Annotated in this window: 23 protein-coding genes and 2 tRNA genes; 12 read left to right on the top strand and 13 right to left on the bottom strand. The window is 72.8% G+C overall.

All coding sequences use genetic code 11. From position 1 onward, the window contains the following. Nucleotides 1-224, bottom strand: a 224-nt coding sequence (locus tag ACFYWQ_RS04860) for a transposase family protein (protein WP_389512827.1), incomplete at its 3' end; no start/stop codon positions are given. A gap of 18 nt (nt 225-242) precedes the next feature. Between ACFYWQ_RS04860 and ACFYWQ_RS04855 the strand changes: the two genes are divergently transcribed. Beyond that, on the top strand, nt 243-803 hold the full coding sequence (locus ACFYWQ_RS04855) for an HNH endonuclease (RefSeq protein WP_389512825.1): 561 nt from the start codon (nt 243-245) through the stop codon (nt 801-803). 142 nt (nt 804-945) lie between these two features. Here ACFYWQ_RS04855 and ACFYWQ_RS04850 read toward each other — a convergent pair whose 3' ends face one another. The 3 genes from ACFYWQ_RS04850 to ACFYWQ_RS04840 all read right to left on the bottom strand — a co-directional run bounded on the left by ACFYWQ_RS04850 (nt 946) and on the right by ACFYWQ_RS04840 (nt 4,033). After that, nucleotides 946-1,365 carry a DUF3592 domain-containing protein gene (locus tag ACFYWQ_RS04850; protein WP_389512823.1) on the bottom strand — a complete coding sequence of 140 codons (420 nt, stop codon included), beginning with the start codon at nt 1,363-1,365 and terminating at the stop codon, nt 946-948. A gap of 30 nt (nt 1,366-1,395) precedes the next feature. Next, entirely contained in the window at nt 1,396-2,415 is a 1,020-nt protein-coding gene (locus tag ACFYWQ_RS04845) for an SEC-C domain-containing protein (protein ID WP_389512821.1), read from the bottom strand. A gap of 142 nt (nt 2,416-2,557) precedes the next feature. After that, on the bottom strand, nt 2,558-4,033 hold the full coding sequence (locus tag ACFYWQ_RS04840; protein ID WP_389512819.1) for a beta-1,6-galactanase: 1,476 nt from the start codon (nt 4,031-4,033) through the stop codon (nt 2,558-2,560). Between the two features lie 247 nt (nt 4,034-4,280). On the opposite strand from ACFYWQ_RS04840, the gene ACFYWQ_RS04835 reads away from it, so the two are divergent. The 3 genes from ACFYWQ_RS04835 (at nt 4,281) to ACFYWQ_RS04825 (ending at nt 6,559) form a co-directional block, all read left to right on the top strand. Next, entirely contained in the window at nt 4,281-4,607 is a 327-nt protein-coding gene (locus ACFYWQ_RS04835) for a DUF6412 domain-containing protein (protein ID WP_389512884.1), read from the top strand. A gap of 165 nt (nt 4,608-4,772) precedes the next feature. Continuing rightward, nucleotides 4,773-5,492, top strand: a complete 720-nt coding sequence (locus ACFYWQ_RS04830) for a YidC/Oxa1 family membrane protein insertase (protein WP_389512883.1) — start codon at nt 4,773-4,775, stop codon at nt 5,490-5,492. 209 nt (nt 5,493-5,701) lie between these two features. Next, on the top strand, nt 5,702-6,559 hold the full coding sequence (locus ACFYWQ_RS04825; protein ID WP_389512817.1) for a fumarylacetoacetate hydrolase family protein: 858 nt from the start codon (nt 5,702-5,704) through the stop codon (nt 6,557-6,559). 180 nt (nt 6,560-6,739) lie between these two features. On the opposite strand, the gene ACFYWQ_RS04820 is transcribed toward ACFYWQ_RS04825, so the two are convergent. Together ACFYWQ_RS04820 and ACFYWQ_RS04815 are read right to left on the bottom strand one after the other, a co-directional pair. Next, a complete protein-coding gene (locus ACFYWQ_RS04820) occupies nt 6,740-7,240 on the bottom strand; it encodes a heme-degrading domain-containing protein (RefSeq protein WP_389512815.1) in 501 nt (166 codons plus the stop codon). Next, nucleotides 7,237-8,304, bottom strand: a complete 1,068-nt coding sequence (locus ACFYWQ_RS04815) for a Gfo/Idh/MocA family oxidoreductase (protein ID WP_389512813.1) — start codon at nt 8,302-8,304, stop codon at nt 7,237-7,239. Before ACFYWQ_RS04815 ends, ACFYWQ_RS04820 begins: the two co-directional genes overlap by 4 nt. Before the next feature lie 107 nt (nt 8,305-8,411). Here ACFYWQ_RS04815 and ACFYWQ_RS04810 point away from each other — a divergent pair, with 107 nt between their 5' ends. The 5 genes from ACFYWQ_RS04810 to ACFYWQ_RS04790 all read left to right on the top strand — a co-directional run bounded on the left by ACFYWQ_RS04810 (nt 8,412) and on the right by ACFYWQ_RS04790 (nt 13,180). Continuing rightward, a complete protein-coding gene (locus ACFYWQ_RS04810) occupies nt 8,412-9,821 on the top strand; it encodes an ROK family protein (protein ID WP_389512882.1) in 1,410 nt (469 codons plus the stop codon). 90 nt (nt 9,822-9,911) lie between these two features. Continuing rightward, nucleotides 9,912-10,931, top strand: a complete 1,020-nt coding sequence (locus tag ACFYWQ_RS04805; RefSeq protein ID WP_389512811.1) for a hypothetical protein — start codon at nt 9,912-9,914, stop codon at nt 10,929-10,931. A 103-nt stretch (nt 10,932-11,034) separates the two neighbouring features. Continuing rightward, entirely contained in the window at nt 11,035-11,814 is a 780-nt protein-coding gene (locus tag ACFYWQ_RS04800; RefSeq protein WP_389512809.1) for an HAD-IIA family hydrolase, read from the top strand. 129 nt (nt 11,815-11,943) lie between these two features. Next, nucleotides 11,944-12,516: a hypothetical protein gene (locus ACFYWQ_RS04795; RefSeq protein ID WP_389512807.1), complete on the top strand. Its 573-nt coding sequence runs from the start codon at nt 11,944-11,946 to the stop codon at nt 12,514-12,516. A 4-nt stretch (nt 12,517-12,520) separates the two neighbouring features. Further along, nucleotides 12,521-13,180 (top strand): class F sortase, encoded by a 660-nt coding sequence (locus tag ACFYWQ_RS04790; RefSeq protein ID WP_389512805.1) that lies wholly within the window; start codon nt 12,521-12,523, stop codon nt 13,178-13,180. 56 nt (nt 13,181-13,236) lie between these two features. Here the strand turns inward: ACFYWQ_RS04790 and ACFYWQ_RS04785 are convergent. Further along, nucleotides 13,237-13,310, bottom strand: a tRNA-Lys gene (locus tag ACFYWQ_RS04785). Nucleotides 13,311-13,512: 202 nt separating this feature from the next. Between ACFYWQ_RS04785 and ACFYWQ_RS04780 the strand changes: the two genes are divergently transcribed. The 3 genes from ACFYWQ_RS04780 to ACFYWQ_RS04770 all read left to right on the top strand — a co-directional run bounded on the left by ACFYWQ_RS04780 (nt 13,513) and on the right by ACFYWQ_RS04770 (nt 17,094). After that, a complete protein-coding gene (locus ACFYWQ_RS04780; RefSeq protein ID WP_389512803.1) occupies nt 13,513-14,958 on the top strand; it encodes a peptidoglycan-binding protein in 1,446 nt (481 codons plus the stop codon). A gap of 273 nt (nt 14,959-15,231) precedes the next feature. Next, the gene (locus ACFYWQ_RS04775; protein WP_389512801.1) at nt 15,232-16,344 is read left to right on the top strand and encodes an SPFH domain-containing protein; all 1,113 of its coding nucleotides are present in this window, start codon (nt 15,232-15,234) and stop codon (nt 16,342-16,344) included. Between the two features lie 144 nt (nt 16,345-16,488). After that, nucleotides 16,489-17,094 (top strand): lytic polysaccharide monooxygenase, encoded by a 606-nt coding sequence (locus tag ACFYWQ_RS04770; RefSeq protein WP_389512799.1) that lies wholly within the window; start codon nt 16,489-16,491, stop codon nt 17,092-17,094. A 53-nt stretch (nt 17,095-17,147) separates the two neighbouring features. Here the strand turns inward: ACFYWQ_RS04770 and ACFYWQ_RS04765 are convergent. The 6 genes from ACFYWQ_RS04765 to ehuB form a co-directional block, all read right to left on the bottom strand. After that, nucleotides 17,148-17,221 (bottom strand) — tRNA-Lys (locus tag ACFYWQ_RS04765). Nucleotides 17,222-17,388: 167 nt separating this feature from the next. Then, the gene (locus ACFYWQ_RS04760; protein ID WP_389512795.1) at nt 17,389-18,141 is read right to left on the bottom strand and encodes an IclR family transcriptional regulator; all 753 of its coding nucleotides are present in this window, start codon (nt 18,139-18,141) and stop codon (nt 17,389-17,391) included. A 484-nt stretch (nt 18,142-18,625) separates the two neighbouring features. Next, complete coding sequence (ehuA, locus tag ACFYWQ_RS04755; RefSeq protein ID WP_389512793.1) at nt 18,626-19,426, bottom strand: ectoine/hydroxyectoine ABC transporter ATP-binding protein EhuA; 801 nt, start codon at nt 19,424-19,426, stop codon at nt 18,626-18,628. Then, nucleotides 19,416-20,066 carry an ectoine/hydroxyectoine ABC transporter permease subunit EhuD gene (gene ehuD / locus ACFYWQ_RS04750; RefSeq protein ID WP_389512789.1) on the bottom strand — a complete coding sequence of 217 codons (651 nt, stop codon included), beginning with the start codon at nt 20,064-20,066 and terminating at the stop codon, nt 19,416-19,418. The genes ehuA and ehuD overlap by 11 nt, the downstream gene beginning before the upstream one ends. Further along, nucleotides 20,063-20,707, bottom strand: coding sequence for an ectoine/hydroxyectoine ABC transporter permease subunit EhuC (gene ehuC, locus ACFYWQ_RS04745; RefSeq protein WP_389512787.1), 645 nt, complete (start codon nt 20,705-20,707; stop codon nt 20,063-20,065). The genes ehuD and ehuC overlap by 4 nt, the downstream gene beginning before the upstream one ends. Continuing rightward, nucleotides 20,704-21,618, bottom strand: coding sequence for an ectoine/hydroxyectoine ABC transporter substrate-binding protein EhuB (ehuB, locus tag ACFYWQ_RS04740; RefSeq protein WP_389512785.1), 915 nt, complete (start codon nt 21,616-21,618; stop codon nt 20,704-20,706). Before ehuB ends, ehuC begins: the two co-directional genes overlap by 4 nt. Nucleotides 21,619-21,638 lie beyond the last annotated feature (20 nt).

Here is a 21,638-nt window from a genome sequence, read left to right as displayed (position 1 = left end):
ACCCCGAACAGCGGCGCCAACTGCCGCAGGGTGAGGTTCGTGCGCCAGTACGCGGCGACCAGCAGGACCCGGTCCTCCAGCGGCAGGCTCCAGGGTCGGCCCTTGCGGACCGGGTCGGCACCCTCGCGCCGCAGTGCGGTGACCAGTTTGCCGAACTGCCGCGGGCTCAGCCCGGTGAACGGGGCTATCCAGGAGGGCTCCGACGCCGTGATCACACCAGCCACGGCAAGATCATCTCACCCATGAACAGCAGTTACGGGACAACGCTTAGTCCGCAGCAGGAACTGACGTCCGCGGAGCGCGAGGTCGCAGAGGTGTTGGGTCAGCAGGAAGTGTTGCTGAGCCTAGGGGCGGAATCTGTGGATGGTGCTCACGACGAGGACGGCTCGTCCGAGGCCGCCGAATGGGAGAAGTTTCCCACGACTCGCGCCACCCGCGTCCAACGCATTGTGCGCGACGCCGCGACAGTACGACGTATCAAAGAGCTCTACGACCATGAGTGCCAGATGTGTGGTTTGCGTTTGGTTGGCCCCGACGAGAAGCCCTACAGCGAAGGGGCCCACATTAAGCCCCTGGGGAGTCCACACAAGGGCCCTGACGTCGAACGCAACGTCCTCTGCCTCTGCCCCAACTGCCACGTGCGACTGGACATTGGGGCGGTGGTCATCGCGGAGGACTGGTCCATCGTCGTGCGTGCGGGACTGTTTGGTGACCAACTGCGGGACAAGCTCAAGGTGAACCGGAAGCACAAGGTGCATGAGGAGTACGTCCGCTACCACAGGGAATTGTGGGAGGGACGCTGACCTCAGCGGGCTAAGGCAGCGCAACACCGTCTATCTCGGAGCGGTGAGTCGCTCGGTCGGGGGCAGATCACGAGCCAGGTTCTCGGGTGGCTTGGCGCTCTACCGCTCGGCGCTTCTTTGGTTGGCTTGGCGAGGGCCGTCCTCACACCAGGCTCCACACCCCCAACCCCACCCCGAACAGACACAGCAACACCCCACACGCCAGGTACGTGTAAGGACTGAACGAAGCCTGCGTCCGCACCACGACCACCCGTCGAGGGTCCGCGGGGTCGTACCGGACGACCACCTCGTAGCCGACCCGCAGTACATGCCGGTCCGCGTTCAGTGGCGCTCGTCGGTACGTCTGCTCCTGTGGGCCCGCCCGGTAGCGGACCTGGGCGGGGTGCACCACGGTCCCCTCGCGTCGCGGGCCACGCACGACCTCGCCCTCCGCGCGGACTCCCCGGACACCCAGCCGCCGCAGGCCTTCGCGCCCCCGAAGAGCGCCCCGGGTGACGCGGAGGCCGTAGGTCAGCCAGCCCGCGGCGAAGATCAAGGCGAACGTCAGCCACGGCTGGGTCATCGTCGCCCGCCCCGGGCGGCGCGGTGAGCCTTACGCCTGCGTACTGCCGTGACACCCCTCATAAGCCCGCCCCGACCCACACCAGCACCCCGCCCCCCTCTGCGGCGGCCAAGCCACCGCTCGTCCCCGGGCCGCCAAGGTCGTCGCGTACTGCGGCAGCAGCTCGGAGTCTTCCGGTGAAGTGCCCTCGGAGGCGGCGAAGGCCTCGTAGGAGGGCACCGTTCCCGTCACGATGCCCAGGTTCGCCGTGCCCGAAGCCGACAGTTCCCGCAGGGCGGCCTCTATCGTCGCGAGGTGCTCCTCGTGGGAGGGGTACTCCGTCGCGAGCGTCGGGTAGGCGGTGAGCAGCTCCGTCAGTTCGGCGGTCGGCCAGTGCAGCACGGCCACCGGGAAGGGGCGGGAGAGGGCCTCCCGGTACGCCCCCAGCTCCGCCCGCAGCCGCCAGATCTCCGCCTCCAGCTCCGCGGGGTTGTCCGAGCCGAGGGACCAGACCCGCTTGGGGTCGTGCAGTTCGTCCAGGGACACCGGCGAGGTGTGCAGCGCGTCCGCGAGGGCGTCCCACTCGTCGTGGCCGGCGCCCAGCAGGCGCCGTACCCGGTGGCGGCCGAAGAGGAGGGGGTGGGTGGAGTAGGGGGGCTCCGCCACGTCCGTCAGCAGCAGGCGCACGCCCTCCGTGAACGTCTCCTGCGCCGCCTCCAGCTCGTCGTGGGACTCCAGGGCCTCCGCGACGATCACCCAGGGCGCCGGGTCGCGGGGGGCCGTCGTGCGGAGGCCGTCGATGATCGCGCGGGCCTCCGCCTCGTGGCCGTACTCCCACAGGTTGGACGCCTTGAGGGCGCGGACCAGGTGCGGCTGCTCCAGGCCGTCCGCGGAGGACAGCAGACGGTCGTAGAGGGCGGTCGCGGCGGGGCGGTCGCCGGACAGCTCCAGGTGGGCCGCGGCCTGCAGCAGCAGGGCCTCGGCGTCCTCGGGGTACAGTCCGGCGGTCCGCTCCAGGCGTGCCGCTTCGGCGAGGTGGTCGACGTTCTCGGCGGGCGTGTCGGGGCGCATGCACGACACCGTACTGCCCGCCGGTGACAAAGGAGAGACAGGTGCCGGCCGACGGCCGTGGGGGCAGGAGCCCGCCGTGCCGTCGGGCGTCGACGCGAGCCCGGTGCCGCTCACCCCGCGCAGCCGGCCCGACCCCGAACCGTCAGACCGCCACCCCGTCCACCTGCAACGTCTGCACCGCCCCCGCCGCGAACGGCACGCTCACCGTCTTGCCGGAGAGGTACGTGTCCGAGTGGGCCGTGTAGAGGTCGCCGCCGCCCGCCGTCACGGTGTTCCAGCGGGGGACCAGGCCGCCCGAGCCGCCGGTGACCGTGGAGAAACGGGACAGGTCGAAGGTCAGGGTCTGGGCCGACGTCGACGTGTTGGCGGCCACGACGACCAGGCGCCGCGCCGTGCGGTCGAGGGCGGCCACGGCGTAGGAGACGCCGGTGTCCAGGAGGGTCATGCCGGGGCGGATGTGGCGGCTGAACTGGGCCATGACGTAGAACTTCGTCGTGACCGCGCCGGGCTGGAGCGTGGCCGCGTCGTACGCGATCATCGCCCAGTTCGTCGACGGGTCCATGACCTGCCAGTAGACCCAGGCCGTGGGGTGCAGCCAGCGGAAGTCGTAGAGCAGGTTGCTCGCCATGGTGAGGCCGGTGCCGTCGTTGTCGCCGGTCTCGGAGTTCCACAGGACCTTCTTCGCCGTCGTCACGACGTCCGTGTACAGCAGGTCCCGGCGGCCGCCCGAGCCCTGGTAGCCGTGCACGTTGACCTGGTCCACCAGGGCCTTCGTGGCCGACGGGAAGGAGTTCCAGGTCGTGCGCGCCAGGTCGTAGCTCGTCTCGTCCGACGCGGAGATCCGCACGTCCGTCAGGCCCCGCCCGTCCAGCTCGCTGCGCAGGTACGGCAGTACGGCGGCCTGGACGGTCGCGTCCATGTGGCAGCCCTCCTGGGTGCCGGTCGCCGTCCACCAGGACGACGACGGCTCGTTGAACGGGTCGACCGTCGCGAAGTCCACGCCCCAGTTGTCCCTGGCGTACAGGGCCGTGGCGGCGAGGTGGGAGGCGTGCTGGCGGTAGTTCCAGGACTGGAGGTTGTTGCCGCCGTCCGCCGCGCCGGAGGGGTTGTGGTTCAGGCACATCCACCACATGGGGGAGTTGGCGAACAGCTCGGTGACCGCGCCCCTCTCCACCGCCTTCACCAGCATCGCGCGCTGGTTGGCGTCCGCCGTCCAGTCCCAGGCGGAGGAGGCGGGGTCCTCGTCGTTCCAGTCCTGCCAGTAGCCCTCGATCTGCTTGAAGCCGGGGATGTTGGCGGAGGCGACCATCGTCTCGCCGCCCACGCTGTTCCAGCTGCACGCGCCGAGGTTGTAGCGGGCGATGTTCAGGCCGAGGCCGGGGAGCGTCCTGCCGCCGTACGACACCGAGTTCGTCGTGAAGAAGAGGTCGGCGAAGTCGTTGCGGGCGCCGAAGACGTTGGCCCACCAGGCGAGGGAGGTGCCCCAGCCCTCCCACGTGCCGTACGTGGTGGACGGGGTGACGGCGATCGTCGCGTCGGCGTGGGCCGTGCCCGTCGCCAGGGCGCCTCCGAGGACGGCTCCGCCCGTGGCGGCCAGCAGGGTTCTGCGTCGGATCATGACTTCTCCGCTTCACTCGGCGAGCGGGGCGGCCGTCCCGGCCGGCCCGCGACTCGTGCGGGACGTGAGTGCATGAAGGGGTGAGCGCGTCAGAAGCATCGGGGGTCACGCGTGGTGTTGTCGAGGGTTCCGACAGCCCTTTCTCGAACCGGTGGAGGAAGGGGGCGGGAACCGTCTCGGTGGTTCCGGGCGTTCTCATGGGGCAGAGGGCAGGGACGGGCTGGAGAGGTGGAGGGGAGGGGTGCCTGTGATCCGCGTGTGGTCCTCCGCCCTGCGCCCCGCCGTCCTCCTCTTCCTTTTCTCCTTCTTCCTCCTCCTCGACGTCGCCCTCCTCACCACCGGCGGTCTCACGGCCACCGTCGCGCTCGCCGCGACCGCCGCCGCCGGTGCCGCGCTCGCCCTCTGCTGTCTCGCCGCGGCGCGCTGCGCTCCCGCCGTACCGCCCACCCGGGTGCGGACGGCCATACGGGACCGGGACCGGCGTACGGCCTTCCTGCCCCAACGCGACCCCGACGCCTCCGGCCGGCCACGGCCCAGGGCACCCGGGTCCGCCTTCCCGGCGACCGCCGCGTAGGGCACTCCGGTACCCCCGATGCACCCCGGTGCATCGGTTCATCCCGGTACACCCTTGTACCCCGCACTCTCCCGTGGGTGACCCGCGCGGGTCGTCATGCCGTCAGCCCGTTCTCCTCCCGGCACGACGAGACCCCCGGAGGGCACCTCCCCCATGTCCGCACTCCTGTCCGCCTTCGTCCACCTCGTCGAGCGGTTCGCCGTCCTGCTCGAACCCCTCTTCCACGCGTCCGCGGCGGCCGCCGCGATCGTGCTGTTCACCGCTCTCGTACGGCTCCTCGTCCACCCCCTGTCCCGGGCCGCGGCGCGCGGTCAGCGGGCCCGGGCCGCGCTCCGGCCGCGCATCGCCGAACTGCGCAGGAAGCACGCGCGCGACCCGGAGCGGCTCCAGCGGGCGGTCCTGGAACTGCATGCCGGGGAAGGGGTCTCCCCGTTGTCGGGCTGCCTGCCGAGCCTGCTCCAGGCGCCCGCGTTCCTCCTCCTCTACTACGTCTTCTCGCACGCGTCGGTGGGCGGCGAGACCAACGGACTGCTCACCCACCGGCTCCTCGACGCGCCCCTCGGCGACCGCTGGACCGACGCCCTGGCTGCCGGCGGGGTGTTCGGCGGGGCGGGGCTGGTCTACCTGGGCCTGTTCGCCGTGGTCACGGTCGTCGCCGTCTTCGGCTACCGCCTCGCGCGGCGGACGGCGGCCACGGACCCGGCGATGGCCGTCACCGACGACACGCCCGGCGCGGGCGCGGTCACCGCCGTCACCCGCCTCATGCCGTTCCTGCCCTTCCTCACCCTCGTCACCGTCGCCGTCGTGCCGCTGGCCGCCGCGCTGTACGTGGTCACCAGCGCGGCGTGGAGCGCCGTCGAGCGGGCGGTGCTGTACCACCGCTGACCCCGCCGACCCTGATGGCCGACGACCAGGGACTCGGAGCCCGGAACCCGGAGCCCGGAACGTGGGACCCCCGCGACCCCGGGACCGACCGGGACGGTCCAGTACGTGAACCGGGTATTGCGGAGTGGACCCCCAGCTTGGAGGATCGACCAGTCATCCGATGGCTGCACCCGTCGGAGGGCGCCCCGCGAGCGAGGGAGATAGTGATCATGAAGCTGCTGCGAGTCGGTACGGAGGGTGCGGAGCGCCCCGCGCTGCTCGACGCCGAGGGAACCCTGCGGGACCTGACCGGTGTCGTGGACGACGTCGACGGCGCGCTGCTCGCCGACGACGCGGCGCTCGGCCGGGTCCGGGCCGCCGCCGAGTCGGGCGGGCTGCCCGTGCTGGACGCGGCCGGACTGCGGATCGGGCCGCCGGTCGGCCGGATCGGCAAGGTCGTGTGCATCGGCCTGAACTACCACGACCACGCCCGCGAGACCGGGTCACAGCCGCCCGCCGAGCCCGTCGTCTTCTTCAAGGCGGCGGACACCGTCGTCGGGCCGTACGACACCGTGCTCGTGCCCCGCGGCTCCACCCGGACCGACTGGGAGGTCGAACTGGCCGTCGTCGTCGGCCGGACCGCCCGCTACCTGGAGTCGGCCGAGGAGGGTCTCGCGCACGTCGGCGGCTACGCGGTCGCCCACGACGTCTCCGAGCGGGAGTTCCAGATGGACCGCGGCGGGACCTGGGACAAGGGCAAGAACTGCGAGACGTTCAACCCGCTGGGGCCCTGGCTGGTGACGGCGGACGAGGTGCCCGACCCGCAGGCGCTCTCCCTGCGGCTGTGGGTCAACGGCGAGCTGAAGCAGGACGGCACGACCGCCGAGCAGATCTTCCCGGTGGGCGAGGTCGTGCGGTACGTCAGCCAGTTCATGACCCTGTACCCCGGGGACGTCATCAACACCGGCACACCGGCGGGCGTGGCCTTCGGGCAGCCGGAGCCGAAGCCCTATCTGCGGGCCGGGGACGTGGTGGAGCTGGAGATCGACGGACTGGGCCGGCAGCGCCAGGAGCTGAAGGACGCGTAGGCGCTCCGAGGGGGGCGGGAAGGAGGGGGCGGGAGGAGAGGGGGCGGCGGCCGGGAACTGCGGTGGCCGGCCGCACCGGCCTCCGCCCGGCCTCCGCCCCGCATCCGCCTCCGCCCCGCCTCCGCCTCCGCCCCGCCTCCGCCCCGCATCCGCCTCCGCCCCGCCCCCGAGGCGCGCTGCTCAGCCCTTGCTCAGGAACTCCTCCAACGCCTCCACCACGAACCGGTGGTCCTCCAGCTGGGGCAGCCCGGACACGGTCACCGCGCCGATCACGCCGACGCCCTCGACGTTGATCGGGAACGAGCCGCCGTGGGCCGCGTAGGTGTCCGGGTCGAGGCGGGAGGACTCCTCGAAGGTCGTGCCCCTGGCGCGGAAGCGGGAGCCGACCAGGTAGGAGGAGACGCCGTAGCGCTCCACGACGCGCCGCTTGCGGGCGATCCAGGCGTCGTTGTCGGGGGCCGAACCGGGCAGCGCCGCGTGGAAGAGCTGCTGGCCGGCGCGGTGGATGTCGATGGCGACCGGGGCCTGGCGCTCGCGGGCCAGCTCCACCAGGAGCGTGCCGAGCGCCCAGGCGTCGTCGTGGGTGAACTGCTTCAGGACCAGCCGCCGTTCCTGGGCCTGGAGCTCCTCCAGGGTCGGGGTGATCTCCGGGGTGAACCTCGGGGTGTTCTCGTGGGTCACAGCGTCACCGCCACTCCGTCTCGGGCCGAACGGCGGGCCGCCTCCAGTACGTCGAGGGCGGCGGCCGCCTCCAGGGCGGTCACCGGGTTGGGGCCGCCGTCGGTCAGTGCCTCGGCCACCGCAGCGTAGTAGGCCGGGTAGTCGCCGGGCAGGGTCGGCACGGCACGTCCGCCGCCGGTCCGCGGGGACTCGCCGGCGCCGAGACGGCCCCACCGGCCCTCGGGTTCCGTCCCCCAGCCGGGGCCCGGGCGCAGGCCCTCGCGGAGCGCGGCCTCCTGCGGGTCCAGGCCGTGCTTGACGTACCCGGCCTTGGAGCCCAGCACCCGGAAGCGCGGGCCGGGCAGGGCGGCCGTCGCCGAGACGTAGAGGTGGGACCTGACGCCCCCGGCGTGCGTGAGCGCGATGAAGGTGTCGTCGTCCGCCTCCGCGCCGGGGCGGCGGACGTCCGACTCGGCGAACACCTGCGTGACCGGGCCGAACAGGACCAGTGCCTGGTCGACGACATGGCTGCCGAGGTCGTACAGCAGACCTCCGATCTCTGCCGGGTCGCCGGACTCGCGCCAGCCGCCCTTCAGCTGCGGCCGCCAGCGCTCGAAACGGGACTCGAAGCGGTAGACGTCACCCAGCTCGCCGTCGGCGATCAGCCGGCGCAGGGTGAGGAAGTCGTTGTCCCAGCGGCGGTTCTGGAAGACGGACAGCAGCAGGCCGCGCTTCTCGGCGAGGGCGGCCAGCTCCCGTGCCTCGGCGGCCGTGCCGGAGACCGGCTTGTCGACCACGACCGGGAGGCCGGCTTCCAGGGCGGCCGTGGCGAGCGGCACGTGTGTCCGGTTGGGGGACGCGATGACGACGAGGTCCAGCTCGCCGGCCCGGGCGAGGAGCTCGTCCGGGCCGGCGGCGACGCGTACGTCCGGGAACTCGGCGCGGGCCTGCTCCTGCCGCTCCGGGTTCGAGGTGACCACCGTGTCGAGGGCGAGGCCCTCGGTGGCGGCGATCAGCGGGGCGTGGAAGACGGAGCCCGCGAGGCCGTAGCCGATCAGGCCGACGCGGAGGGGGGTACCAGTCATGCCCTCCACTTTCGCAACGCTGTTGCCAAAGTGCAAGCGGGAGGGACAATGGAGGAGTGAACAGGACCAACGACGGCTCGGCGGGCGGGGCGGCACGCGGCACGGTGGTGGGCGGCACGGCGGTGGGCGCGAACCAGCTCGCGGTGCGCAGCCACAACACCGCCCTCGTGCTCGACCTGCTGCGCACGGCCGGTCCCGACGGCATCAGCCGCCTCGAACTGGCCGAGCGCACCGGGCTCACCCCGCAGGCCGTCAGCAAGATCACCGCCCGGCTCCGGGACGAGGGGCTCGCGACGGAGGCGGGCCGGCGCGCCTCCACGGGCGGGAAACCGCGCACGGTCCTGCGGCTCGTCCCCGGTGCCGGGCACGCGGTCGGCGTCCACCTCGACCGTGACGAACTGCGACTCGTCCTCGCCGAGCTCGACGGGCGGGTGGTGGGGGAGCGGTGCGTCCCACTGGACCTGGGGGCGGGAGCGGAGGCCGTCGTGGGGACGGTGGTGCGGGAGACCGAGGCGGTGGTGGACCAGGTGCTGGGGGGCGCCGGCGCGCACACCGGCGCGAGGGGCACGGGCACGGGGGTGGGTGCGGGTGCGGGTGCGGGCGCGGGCGCGCAGATGGATGTGGGTGCTCATGCGGGGGCGGAGACGGCTTCGGGGACAGCCGGGGGTGTTCGTTCGAGGGCGGAGACGGCTCCGGGGACGGCTCCGGTGACGGCCGGGGGTGTTCGTCCGGGGGCCGCGGACACGGGCGCGGACGCAGGCGTCTCAGGCGTCTCGGGCGTCTCAGGCGTCGCAGGTGTCGCAGGTGTCGCGGGTGGTGCCGGTGGGCGTTCCCGCACGCTGCTCGGTGTGCTCGGTGTGCTCGGTGTGGGGGTCGCGCTGCCGGGCCCCCTCGATCACGTCAACGGCGTCCTGCACCGCGTCACCGGCTATCCCGAGTGGGACGGCTTTCCCCTGCGGGACGCGCTCGCGTGGCGGCTCGGGGTACCGGTCGTCGTCGACAAGGACACCAACGCCGCCGCCCTCGGTCTCGCCGTCGGCGGCGAGGGCGGCTCCTTCGCCTACCTCCACCTCGGGACGGGGCTCGGCGCCGGTCTGGTGATCGGCGGGAGCGTGCACCGGGGGGCCCGCACCGGTGCCGGTGAGTTCGGCCACCAGGTCCTCCAGCTCGACGGGCCGCCCTGCCCGTGCGGCAACCGCGGCTGCGTGGAGGCGCTGTGCCTCGCGGCCATGGCCCGGGACGACACCGCCGAGGCGGCCCGCGTCCTCGGCACGGCCGCCGCCAATCTGGCCGGCCTGCTGGACATCGACCGGCTCCTGCTCGGCGGCCGTACGATCACGGCCTCCCCGGAACCCTTCCTCCGGGGCGTCACCAGCGTCCTCGCGGTCCGCGCCCACCGCGAGGGCGCCCCGAAGGACCGGGTCCCGGTACGCCTCGCCCCGGGCGGTGCCCGCGGGGTGGCGGAGGGCGCGGCCCAGTTGCTCCTCGGCCCGGTGTTCGGCCGGGCGGACGGCTGAGCCACCGCCTCCTCCATACGAATGGATTCGTACGGCCGTGCGGAGCGTCGTCCCTCCCACCCCCGTCCCACCCGGCAGGCTCACGTGTTCATGCGACTGTGCACACCCGTCTCCCTCTGCCTCGCCGCGGCCGCCGCCCTCGGAGGTGCGCCGGCTCCCGCGCACGCGGAAGCCGGTCCCGGTTGTGCCGGCCCCGACACCGGCGACTTCCCGCTGACCACCCGCCTCCACGGCGGCCCCGCCTCCTACCGGGCCGGCGGTGGATTCGGCACCTGGTACCTCGACCTCACCAACACCACCGGCCGCACCTGCACCGGCGTCCACCCGGTCGTCGTCCTCGTCGACGCCGAGCGCTCCCTGAAGCCGTCCCAGCCGCACCTGGAGTTCTACGCCGACGGCCGCCCCCACCCCGTCCACTTCGAGACGACCGACGAGGACGAACTCGTCGGAGCCCTCACCGACCGGCCCACCGCCGCCACCGGTCCGACCGCCTCCACCGCCTCCACCAGGTCCACCGCGTCCACCACCTCCACCACCTCCACCACCTCCACCAGGTCCACCGCGTCGACCGGATCCGCCGACTGGTCCGGGTCCTCCGCGCGCGCCCCCTTCGCGGGCTTCACCGTCCCCCCGCACAAGACCCTCACGGTCAAGCTGCGCCTCGCGCTCACCTCGGACACCGTGCCCAACGAGGTCACCGTCAACGCGGCGGTCGTCCAGCGCCACGGAGACGACGGCGAGTGGATCGGGCAGTCGAACGACTACCGCTTCACCGTCGAGGCCGGCGGACGCTCCACCCGCGAGACCGCACACGGGACCGCTCCCGGGACCGGCACCGAATCCGCGCCGGGGACCGAGTCCGAGACCACGACCGAAACCGATGGCGAGACCGCGACCGAGACCGATCCCTCCGCCTCCGCCTCCGCCTCCACCACCGCCTCCGCCTCCACCGCCTCCACCCCCGCCCCGGCCACCGGCCTGCCGTATCTCGCCGAGGAGGCGAGGGAGATGGCCCGTACCGGCCTCGCCTCCCCGGCCGTCGTCCTCGCCGCCACCGCCTGTCTCCTGGCCGTGGGAGTCGCCCTGCTGCTCGCGCGCAGACGCCGCTGACCGCCGAACCCGGCGCAAACAGGCCATTCCCTCAAGATCGGCCTGTGATTAGGCTGGGGCCGCACGCAGCACCGCGTGGCGTACGGCACAGGAGATCCCGCACATGGCAGACCGCAAGCCCATCGAGTCGTGGCTCACCGACATGGACGGTGTGCTCATCCACGAGGGCGTCCCGATCCCCGGCGCCGACTCCTTCCTGAAGAAGCTGCGTGAGTCGGGCAAGCCGTTCCTCGTCCTGACCAACAACTCGATCTACACCCCGCGCGACCTGCACGCCCGGCTGCGCCGCATGGGCCTGGACGTGCCGATCGAGAACATCTGGACGTCTGCGCTGGCCACCGCCAAGTTCCTCGACGACCAGCGGCCGAACGGCTCCGCGTACGTCCTCGGCGAGGCCGGTCTGACCACCGCGCTGCACGACATCGGGTACATCCTCACCGATCACGAGCCGGACTACGTCGTCCTGGGCGAGACCCGCACGTACTCCTTCGAGGCGATGACCAAGGCGGTCCGGCTGATCAACGGGGGTGCCCGTTTCATCTGCACCAACCCGGACGAGACCGGCCCGTCCACCGAGGGCCCGCTGCCCGCGACCGGCGCGGTGGCGGCCCTGATCACCAAGGCGACCGGCAAGACCCCCTACTTCGCGGGCAAGCCGAACCCCCTGATGATGCGCACCGGGCTGAACGCGATCGGCGCCCACTCCGAGAGCAGCGCGATGATCGGCGACCGCATGGACACCGACGTGCTGGCGGGCATCGAGGCCGGCATGCAGACGTTCCTCGTGCTCACCGGGCTGACCGGGCCCGAGCAGGTCGAGAACTTCCCGTACCGCCCGTCGCAGATCGTCGACTCGATCGCGGATCTCGTGGACCGGATCTGACCGACTCGTGGACCGGATCTGACCGAACCGTTCACCCGCGGAAACTGACCCGTTCGGAGTAGTGGCGCCCCGGTCCGAGATGCGGGGCGCCGAGCCGGGGAGGAATCTCCAGATAGCTGGAGGTTCACCATGCGCTCACTGAAAGCAACTCTCTGTGCCGGTGCCGCGGCCGTCGTCGTGGCGCTCGTCCCGACGGCGTACGCGACGTACGCGGCGGACGGCGGTGGCGGGGGAGGCGGTGGAGGCGGGGCGGGCGAGGTCTCGGTGACACCGACGACGCCGTCCCCGGGCGCCGAGGTCTCACTGCGGGTCAGCGGCTGCCGAGGGACGACGGCCACGGCCGCGTCGGACGCGTTCGTCTCGGACGCCCGCCTCGTCGGCACGGACGGCACCCTGACCGGCGAGACCCGGGTCCGCTCCTCGCTCGCCCCGGGTTCCTACGCCGTCACGATCGTCTGCGCCGACTTCCGGATCACCGGGGCGATCCGGGTGGTGCCGGTGTCGGCGCGCCCGTCGGGGTACGCCTCGCCCGTCGCGCCGGTCCGCGCGGGCGGCGGCGGTGCCGCTCCGCTCGCCTCCGCCGAGGAGGCCCAGGTGGACGGTCCCGGCATCGGGCACGCGGTCACCGGACTGGTCCTGGCGGGTGTCGCCGCCGTCGCCGTGGCGCTCCGGACGGTGCGCCGCCGCCCCGGGACGGACTGACTCCGTGGCCGGACGCGAGCGCCCTTCCGGGCGCCTTCTGACGGGTGTGGCCTGGGCGCTGCTCCTGTTCGGGCTGTGGCTGTGGGGGCGCGAGGTGACCGACGTGCGCCCTGTGACGTCCGCGCCGACCACGGGTGACGTGGCGGCCGTGGGCCGGCCCGGCGACGCCCCGCTGCCGCCCGCCGCGAAACCGTTGGGGGCCGCGCTGCCGCAGCGCATCGACATCCCCGAACTGGGGGTGCAGGCGCCGGTGGTGGCCCGCGGACTGGACGGGCGGGGCGGGATCGACCCGCCGCCCTACGACCAGGCGGGCGTCGTCGGCTGGTACGGGGCCGGGGTGAAGCCCGGCGCGGCGGGCACCGCGCTGATGGTCGGGCACGTCGACACCGAGACCCGGCCCGCCGTCTTCTACAAGCTGAGCACGCTGGAGGCCGGCGAGACGATCCGGGTGGCCCGCGCCGACGGCAAGGTCGCCGAGTTCACCGTCGACGACGTCGAGGTCGTCCAGCGCGACCGCTTCGACGCCCGACAGGCCTACGGCACCCGGGCCACGGGCCGCGCCGAACTGCGGCTGATCACCTGCGGCGGCACCTTCGACCGCGCGAGCGGCAGCTACTCGGCGAACGTGATCGTGTCGGCGTACCTGACCGGGACCGCGGTGTGATCCGCGGAGCGGTACAACAGAAAGCCCCTCGCTCACGCGAGGGGCTTTCCGGTCTGTGCGCCGCCAGGGACTCGAACCCCGGACCCGCTGATTAAGAGTCAGCTGCTCTAACCAACTGAGCTAGCGGCGCCTGCTGACAACGACAACTCTACAGGACGCCCCAGGGTGCTCCCGACCGCCGTCCGGCTGAGCCGGGCGGCCCGCACCACCCCCGGGGAGGGGTCCGCGTACATCATTCGGACCGTCAGCTTGCGCGCCCGTACAACCAGTGGGAAAGACTGACGAACGTGAGCAGTCGCGGACATTTCCATCTGGAATCTGAGGGGAATCGCATGGAGACGCCGGTGTTCGAGGAATTCGATCCCGCGAGCGACTGCGACTGCCCCGGGTGCGTTCAGCGGCGGCGGGCGAGCCCGCGGTCCCTGCCCGTGGGGTTCGGCGGCCGTCCGGCCGCCCACCGCACCGTCGTCGTCGCGGCCGCGGCCGCGGCCACCGCGGCGCTCGGCGCCGGGCACGCCGCCCCGGCCGTGGCCGCCCCGCACACGCCCGACCGGCCGGGCGTCCCCGCGGGTGACGAGCCCGGCAACCCCCAGGGCGGCAGGGAGCCGCTGTACGGCCAGGGCGGCCGACCGGTGCCGTCCGCGCAGGTCAGGGCGCCCGAGATCGCCCGGGCGGACATCATCAAGCGGGCCAAGGCCTGGGTCACGGCGAAGGTGCCGTACAGCATGAGCGCCTACTGGTCCGACGGGTACCGGCAGGACTGCTCGGGCTTCGTGTCCATGGCCTGGAAGCTGCCGGGGAACGAGTGGACGGGCAGCCTGCACGAGTTCGCCACGCGCATCACCAAGGAGGAACTCCAGCCGGGCGACATGCTGCTCTTCCACAATCTGTCCAATCCGCAGAACGGCTCGCACGTCGTCCTCTTCGGCGGCTGGACGGACTACACGCACACGTCCTACATCGCCTACGAACAGACCCGCCCGAACGCCCGCCGCCTCGCCACCCCCTACGCCTACTGGTCGAACTCCGGCCGCTACGTCCCCTACCGCTACAAGAGCATCAAGGCGGCGTCGGCGCAGACCGGCGCGGGCGCGACGGGCACGACGGGCACGACGGGCACGACGGGCACGACGGGCACGACGGGCACGACGGGCGGGACGGGGAGTACGGGGAGCACGGGGGGCGGGAACGCCGTGTCTCCCGCCCCGGCCCCCGGCGCCGGCGCCTCGGCGGCCCCGTACCCCGGACGCGCGTACTTCGGGCCGGGCGCCGACAACCCGCACGTCACCCGGCTCGGCCGGCTCCTCGTCCAGCACGGCGCCGGGCGCTTCTACGCGTCGGGGCCCGGTCCGCGCTGGTCGGAGGCGGACCGGCGGGCCACCCGGGCGTTCCAGGAGGCCCAGGGCTGGCGCGGCGCGGACGCCGACGGGCTGCCCGGCCCGCGGACCTGGTCGCTGCTGATCACCGGCACGGGCCGGTCCGTCGCCCCGGCCCCCGGAACCGGGGACGGGGCGTCCGCCGCCGCTCCGGCGACGGACGTCCCCGCCTACCCGGGCCGGGCCGTGTTCCGGCCCGGCGCCGACAACGCGTACGTCACCCAGCTGGGGAGGCAGCTGGTGAAGAAAGGGTTCGGCACGTACTACACGACGGGACCGGGGCCGCGTTGGGGCGAAGCGGACCGGCGGGGCGTCGAGGCCTTCCAGCGCACCCAGGGCTGGCGCGGCGGCGCGGCCGACGGCTACCCGGGGCCCGAGACCTGGCGGAGGCTGTTCTCGTAGCCCGGCCGCGGCTGCGGCTGCGGCTGCGGCCCCGGTGCCCGCCGGTCCGCGGCCCCGGTCCCCGGTCTCGGTCCCTGGCCCCGGTTCCTGGTCCTGGTCCTGGTCCCCGATCCCCGGTCCCCGGCCCGCAGCCCGCGGTCCCGGTGCCCGCAGCCCCGGTCCCGGTCCACGACCCCCGACCCCCGACCCGCCGGTCCGGTCCCCGACACCCGGCCCGCAGTAACGGTTCTTTCACTGTCATGGCGTATCTGGCGCGGAGGCTGGAGGCACGCAATGAGCACGACCACTTCTCACACGCCCGAGCACGAGGGCCCGTCCCGGCCGCCCGCGCGGCTCATCCAGAACGAGGCGACCACCGAGATCCCCGTCCACCTGCTGTTCCGGGACGAGCCCGAGCCGCGGCCGGTGCCGCTCGGCCCCGCCGTGGTGGGGAGCCGGACGGGCACGGGGGAGCAGCCGCGTCTGCGGCGGCCCGCGGCCGTGAAGCCCCGCCCGATGGCGGAGGTCGACCCCGCGCTGGTGGAGCGGCCCGCCCGGGTGCTGCCCGGCGCGGCGGGCGTGGCCGCCGGGCTGTGCGGGGCGGCGGGCTGCGTGGCCGCCTCGTGGTGGGCCGGGATCCTGCCGCCGCTGGTGACGGAGGCGCTGCGCCTGCCCGCGTACTCCGGTGCCGGCCTCGGCCCCGCGCAGTGGGCGGCGTACGCGGGGGCGGGCGCCCTCGGGCTGTTCGGCTTCGGCGGGCTCGCCCGGGGCCGGACCGGGCACGCCTGGGTGCTCGACCTGTTCGGCCGCTACCGGGGGACGGTCCGGCGCACCGGGCTGCTGTGGGTCAACCCGCTGCTGCTGCGCCGCCGGGCGGACGTACGGCTGCGGCACTGGCGCAGCGAGCCGATGCCGGCGGCCGACGGCAACGGGATGGCGCTGCGGGTGGTGGCGCTGGTGGTGTGGCGGGTGCGGGACACGGCGCGGGCCACGCTCGGGGTGGAGGACCACGAGACGTACCTGCGCGAGTGCGTGGAGGCGGCCTTCGCCCGGATCCCGGTGGAGACGCCCGGCTCGGTGCGGTTCTCGGTCGAGGCGACCGGGGAGGCGCTGACCCGGCGGGTGGCGCGGGACGCGGGCGCGATCGGCCTGGAGGTGTACTCGGTGCAGCCGGTGCGTGTCGAGTACGCCCCGGAGGTCGCCCCCGCGATGCACCGCCGCCGGATCGCCGCGCTCGACGCCCAGCACCGGGCGACCGTGCTCACCTCGGTCGTGGACTCGGTGGAGGACACGGTGACCCGGCTGACCATGCGCGGGCTGGTGGAACTGGACGACTACGAGCGCAAGGCGCTGGTGAAGGACCTGACCGTGGCGTTCTGCGCGGGACGCGGCGAGCAGTCGCCCTGACGGTCCGTCGGACCCGTCCCCCGATCGGCACCCTATTGGTATGGACATGTTCAACGAACGGCCGTAACCTCAGACTTGGTCTAGACCTGCACGCACGGCGCGCCGAACCCCACCGAACTCCCCACGTTCTCCAGGAGCGGCAGCATGCGCAAAAAGAGCAAGTGGTACGCCGCCGCGCTCGGGCTCACCACGGCGGGAGCCTTCGTGCTCTCCGCCGGGGGCGCGAGCGGCCACGGCTACACCGACCTCCCCGTCAGCCGGCAGAAGCTCTGCCAGAACGGCACCGTGACGGGCTGCGGCAGCATCCAGTGGGAGCCGCAGAGCGTCGAGGGCGCCAAGGGCTTCCCGGCCTCCGGGCCGGCCGACGGGCAGCTCTGTTCCGCCGGGAAAACCCAGTTCGCCTCGCTCGACTCGCCCACCCGGCCGGATGGCGCCGCCTGGCCCACGACCCAGGTGACGGGCGGCCAGGCCTACACGTTCCGGTGGCAGTTCACGGCGATACACGCCACCACCGACTTCCGGTACTACCTCACCAAGCAGGGCTGGAACCAGAACCACGCCCTCGCCCGCTCGGACCTCGAACTCACGCCGTTCTTCACGGTGCCGTACAACGGCCAGCGCCCGCCGTCCACGCTCTCGCACACCGGCCAGTTGCCGTCGGGTCTGAGCGGTCACCACGTCGTCCTCGCGGTGTGGACGATCGCGGACACGGGCAACGCGTTCTACGCCTGCTCGGACGTCACGTTCTGAGTGCCGGAGAACGCCGAAGGGCTCCTCGTTCCTCACGAGGAGCCCTTCACCGGTGCGCCGCCAGGGACTCGAACCCCGGACCCGCTGATTAAGAGTCAGCTGCTCTAACCAACTGAGCTAGCGGCGCATGACTCTCGCCCTCCGCCTCTCGGCGGCCGGCGACGAAGAAAATACTACCTGGTCCGCGGGGGTGCTCCCGACCACCGGCCGGGGGCCGCCACCGGCGGAGCCGCTACCGGCGGAGCCGCTACCGGCCGGGGGAGCCACAGGCCGGGGGCCGCCCCGGCCGGGGTGCTAGATCGCCAGGGACAGCAGCACGGGCGTCGCGTTGCGGTTCAGGGTGTCGGCGGCGTGGCGGAGCCGGTGGGCGTGTTCGACGGGCAGGGAGAGCGCCAGGCAGCCGGCGGTGGTCCCGGCGGTGATCGGGACGGCCGCGCAGACCGTGCCCACGGCGTACTCCTGGAGGTCGAGGACCGGGACCGTGGGCGGCTGGGCCTCCAGACGGGAGAGGAGCAGCTTGTCGCTGGTGATGGTGTGCGAGGTGAGGCGGGCCATCTTGTGCCGGGAGAGGTGGTCGCGGCGGCCGTTGTGGTCGAGCTGGCCGAGCAGGCTCTTGCCGAGCGCGGTGGCGTGCGCGGACGAGCGGAAGTCGACCCACTCGTTGACCGCGGGCGTGGCCGGGCTGTCGGCGTACTGGGTGATGGTGACCTCGCCGTCGACGTACCGGCTGATGTAGACGGCGGCGCCGACGGAGTCGCGCAGCCGGTCCAGGGTGTGCTGGAGCTTGTCGCGCAGGGCCTGCTCGCGCCGGTGCGCGGAGCCCAGGCGGGTCAGCGCGTCGCCCGTGACGTACGCGCCGTCGGCGGTCTGCTCGACGTATCCCTCGCGGCGCAGCAGCCGCAGGAGGGGGTGCAGCCGTGCCGTGCCGAAGCCGGTCCGGCGGGCGAGTTCGGTGTCGGTGACGCCGGCGGCGTGCCGGGCCACCGTCTCCAGGACGCGCAGGGCGTCCTGGGCCGAGTGGAGCGGAGTGGTCGGCTCGAGCCTCATGACGGGCCCCCTCGCGTTGACGTCCTGGGGTCGTGCGGCTTGGGCCGGGGGTCCGGGGGGCGTCCCCCGGGATGACACAGCAGCGCCACGGTCTTCCCCCTGCGGTCGCTTCTCTGGGCGTGATCCGGACGGCGAACCACCCTCCACGATAACGGCCGGGGGTGCGGTGGCGTGGGCCTGTCGGCGAGATTGCGCCGCCCCGGTGACCCGCCGGTACGGCCCCGGCCGTGACCCCCGGCCGGTGACCCTGGCCCGCGCCGCACGACGCCCGGACGTGGCCCCGACCGTGGCCCGGACGCGGCCCCGGCCGTGGCCCCGACCGCGGCTCCGACCGCGGCCCCGGCCACGATCCCGGCCGCGCCCCGCCCTGCCGGCATGCGCCAGGGGCGGGAGCCGCGGCCGGGACCTCCGTGATCTGCCGGGACCTCCGTGATCTGCCGTGATCTGCCGGGATCTGCGGGGCCTTCCCGATCACGGCACCTGGTCACAGCACGGCGCCGAGGAACTCCCGGGTCCGCTCCTGCTCGGGGTCGCTGAAGATCTTCTCCGGCGGGCCGGACTCGATGACCCGGCCGGAGTCGAACATCAGGACCTGGTCGGAGATGTCCCGGGCGAAGTTCATCTCGTGCGTCACGCAGAGCATGGTGATGTCGGTGGTGCGGGCGATGTCCCGCAGGACGTCGAGGACGCCCGCGACCAGCTCGGGGTCGAGCGCCGACGTCACCTCGTCGAGCAGCAGCACCTGAGGCCGCATCGCCAGGGCGCGGGCGATCGCCACCCGCTGCTGCTGGCCGCCGGAGAGCCGGGACGGCCGGGCGTCGCACTTGTCGGCGAGGCCCACCATGTCCAGCAGCTCGCGCGCCCGCTCCTCCGCCTCGTCCCGGGACAGGCCGAGCACGCTCACCGGAGCCTCGGTGACGTTCCGCAGGACGCTCATGTTCGGGAAGAGGTTGAACTGCTGGAACACCATCCCGATCTTCTTGCGGACCTCGCCGACCTCCTTCCGCGACGCGGGGAACAGCCGCCGCCCGTCCACGGTGATCGTGCCCTCGTCGGGCTCGGTCAGCGTCATCAGCAGCCGCAGGATCGTGGTCTTGCCGGAGCCGGACGGGCCGATCAGGGTGACGTGCCGGCCCGCCTCCACCCGGAAGTCGAGGTGGTCCAGGACGGTGTTGTCCCCGAACCGCTTGGTGACCCGCTCCAGACGGATCAGCTCGGTGTTCCCGGGGGTGCGGTCGACGGTGGTCTTGCTGGTGTCGGTGGTCTTGCTGGTCTCAACGGACAAGGCGGCGCTCCAGGGTGCGCAGGAGGACGGAGGCGAGGTAGGAGACGACGATGAAGGCCACGCCGATCACCGTGACGGGCTCGGTGAACCGGAAGTTCTGCTGGGAGAAGAGCCGCGCCCGGCCCAGCAGTTCCAGCACGGTGATCGTCATCAGCAGCGGTGTGTCCTTGAGCATCGCGATGACGTAGTTGCCGAGCGCCGGCACGACCCTGCGGACCGCCTGCGGGAGGATCACCGCCCGCCAGGTGCGGGTGCGCGAGAGGTTCAGCGCGGTCGCCGCCTCCCACTGGCCGGCGGGCACCGCGTCGATGCCGGCCCGGTAGACCTGCATCGTGTACGTCGAGTAGTGCAGGCCGAGGGCGAGGACGCCGGTGGTCATCGCCGACAGGGTCAGGCCCCACTCGGGCAGCACGTAGAAGAGGAAGAACAGCTGCACCAGCAGCGGGGTGTCGCGGACGAACTCCGTGACGATCCCGACCGGCCACTGCACCCACCGCGTCGGCGTCCGCATCAGCAGCGCCCACACCAGCCCCAGCGTGAACGAGATCAGCGAGCCGAGGGCCAGCGCCTGGAGGGTGACCAGCAGCCCCTCCCGGAAGAGCGGCATGAAGTCGCGGACTGCGCTCCAGTCCCAGTTCATCGGACACCTGCCTTCAGCCGCCGCTCCAGCCCGCGCATCCCCCGGGTGAGCAGGAAGGCGATCACGAAGTAGAGGATCAGTACGTACGTGTAGATCTCCGCGCTCTCCTGGAGCGCCAGACGCACCAGGTTCCCGCTGAAGGCCAGGTCGCCCATCCCCATGACCGACACCAGCGCGGTGCCCTTCAGCAGTTCGATCAGCAGGTTGCAGAACGGCGGGATCATCTCCGGCACGGCCTGCGGCAGCAGGATCTTGCGCATCCGCTGCGCGGGCGTGAAGCCGAGCGCGATGCCGCCCTCCCGCTGGGCGGGGTCGACGGAGCCCAGCGCGCCGCGCACGATCTCCGAGCCGTACGCGCCGTAGGTCAGGCCGAGGGCGAGCGTGCCCGCCCACATCGGCACCAGCTGCCAGCCGAGGGCGAGGGGCAGCACGAAGAACACCCAGAAGATCATGACAAGGGCCGAGGTCCCGCGGAACACCTCGGTGTAGAAGCCCGCGAGGAAGCGGACGATCCACCGGCGGTGGGTGCGGGCGATCCCGGCGGCGAAGGAGACGGCCGCCGCCAGCAGGGAGCTCAGCACGAGCAGTTGCAGGGTCGTCCAGACACCCTTGAGGACGAGGTCCCAGAGTCCCGAGGTCATCCGCCGCACAGCTCCTTCGCCGTCAGGTCGGTCATCTCGGACCGGGTGAACCCGAACGGCCTCAGGATGCGGAGCAGTTCGCCGCTCTCCTTCAGCTTGCGCAGTTCGGCGTTGAAGGCGTCCCGCAGCGCGGTCTCCGTCGGACGGAACGCGAACGCGCCCCCGTCGACGTGCGGCTTGCCGTCGACGAGCGGGGCGAACGGCTCGGTCGCCTCCGCCTTGGCCGACTTCTTCACCACCTCACGGATGGTCACCGCGGTCCCCGCGAACACGTCGACCCGGCCCGCCTCGACGGCGTTCAGCCCGGCGACCTGGTCCGGGACGATGAGGATGTCGTCCTGCGCGTACCCCGCCTCGACGGCGTACCGGATCTGGGCGTACCCGGTTCCGGTGGCGAACCGCGCCTTCTTCTCCACCACGTCCTGGTAGGTGTGGAGATTCTCCGGATTCCCCTTGCGGACGACGAAGGAGTTGAGCATCTGGTGATCGGGGTCGGCGAATATCACCTGTGCGCAGCGCTCCGCGTTGACGTACATTCCGGCGGCCACCACGTCGAACTGCTGGGAATTCAGCCCGGGTATGAGGGAACCGAACTCGGTGGGCACCGGCTGCACCTCGTCCACACCGAGCCGCTTGAAGACGACTCTCGCCAGTTCGGGCGCCTCACCCGTGAGATGCCCGTCCTCGTCGATGTACCCGAACGGGATCTCCCCCGCGATGCCGAGCCGTACGACACCCTGTGCCCGCAGCCGGTCGAGCAGGTCGCCGCCGGGGGTCGTCGAGGCCGTGGCCACCCGGGTGCAGCCTGCCGCGCCCAGTGCGCCGAGCGCCGCCACCCCCGCGAGCAGCGACCGACGGGTGGGCCTCGGTGCGCGTATGTTCTGTCTGACGTGCCAGTTCGGTGGAGCCATGGCGGCGCGGCTACCCGAGA

Origin of the sequence: Streptomyces sp. NPDC003247 (assembly GCF_042888135.1) — a bacterium.
Classification (GTDB): domain Bacteria; phylum Actinomycetota; class Actinomycetes; order Streptomycetales; family Streptomycetaceae; genus Streptomyces.
The sequence above is the reverse complement of the archived record's forward strand: the minus strand, read 5'-3'. Positions and strand labels throughout refer to the sequence as shown.

What these genes read in the sequence shown, in the direction of transcription:
- ACFYWQ_RS04775 (WP_389512801.1), top strand. Translation starts at nt 15,232, where the DNA reads ATGAGCACGACCACTTCTCACACGCCCGAGCACGAGGGCCCGTCCCGG.
- ehuB (WP_389512785.1), bottom strand. Translation starts at nt 21,618, where the DNA reads ATGGCTCCACCGAACTGGCACGTCAGACAGAACATACGCGCACCGAGG.
- ACFYWQ_RS04850 (WP_389512823.1), bottom strand. Translation starts at nt 1,365, where the DNA reads ATGACCCAGCCGTGGCTGACGTTCGCCTTGATCTTCGCCGCGGGCTGG.
- ACFYWQ_RS04855 (WP_389512825.1), top strand. Translation starts at nt 243, where the DNA reads ATGAACAGCAGTTACGGGACAACGCTTAGTCCGCAGCAGGAACTGACG.
- ACFYWQ_RS04770 (WP_389512799.1), top strand. Translation starts at nt 16,489, where the DNA reads ATGCGCAAAAAGAGCAAGTGGTACGCCGCCGCGCTCGGGCTCACCACG.
- ehuC (WP_389512787.1), bottom strand. Translation starts at nt 20,707, where the DNA reads ATGACCTCGGGACTCTGGGACCTCGTCCTCAAGGGTGTCTGGACGACC.
- ACFYWQ_RS04815 (WP_389512813.1), bottom strand. Translation starts at nt 8,304, where the DNA reads ATGACTGGTACCCCCCTCCGCGTCGGCCTGATCGGCTACGGCCTCGCG.
- ACFYWQ_RS04780 (WP_389512803.1), top strand. Translation starts at nt 13,513, where the DNA reads ATGGAGACGCCGGTGTTCGAGGAATTCGATCCCGCGAGCGACTGCGAC.
- ACFYWQ_RS04845 (WP_389512821.1), bottom strand. Translation starts at nt 2,415, where the DNA reads ATGCGCCCCGACACGCCCGCCGAGAACGTCGACCACCTCGCCGAAGCG.
- ACFYWQ_RS04795 (WP_389512807.1), top strand. Translation starts at nt 11,944, where the DNA reads ATGCGCTCACTGAAAGCAACTCTCTGTGCCGGTGCCGCGGCCGTCGTC.
- ACFYWQ_RS04800 (WP_389512809.1), top strand. Translation starts at nt 11,035, where the DNA reads ATGGCAGACCGCAAGCCCATCGAGTCGTGGCTCACCGACATGGACGGT.
- ACFYWQ_RS04760 (WP_389512795.1), bottom strand. Translation starts at nt 18,141, where the DNA reads ATGAGGCTCGAGCCGACCACTCCGCTCCACTCGGCCCAGGACGCCCTG.
- ACFYWQ_RS04825 (WP_389512817.1), top strand. Translation starts at nt 5,702, where the DNA reads ATGAAGCTGCTGCGAGTCGGTACGGAGGGTGCGGAGCGCCCCGCGCTG.
- ehuD (WP_389512789.1), bottom strand. Translation starts at nt 20,066, where the DNA reads ATGAACTGGGACTGGAGCGCAGTCCGCGACTTCATGCCGCTCTTCCGG.
- ACFYWQ_RS04805 (WP_389512811.1), top strand. Translation starts at nt 9,912, where the DNA reads ATGCGACTGTGCACACCCGTCTCCCTCTGCCTCGCCGCGGCCGCCGCC.
- ACFYWQ_RS04840 (WP_389512819.1), bottom strand. Translation starts at nt 4,033, where the DNA reads ATGATCCGACGCAGAACCCTGCTGGCCGCCACGGGCGGAGCCGTCCTC.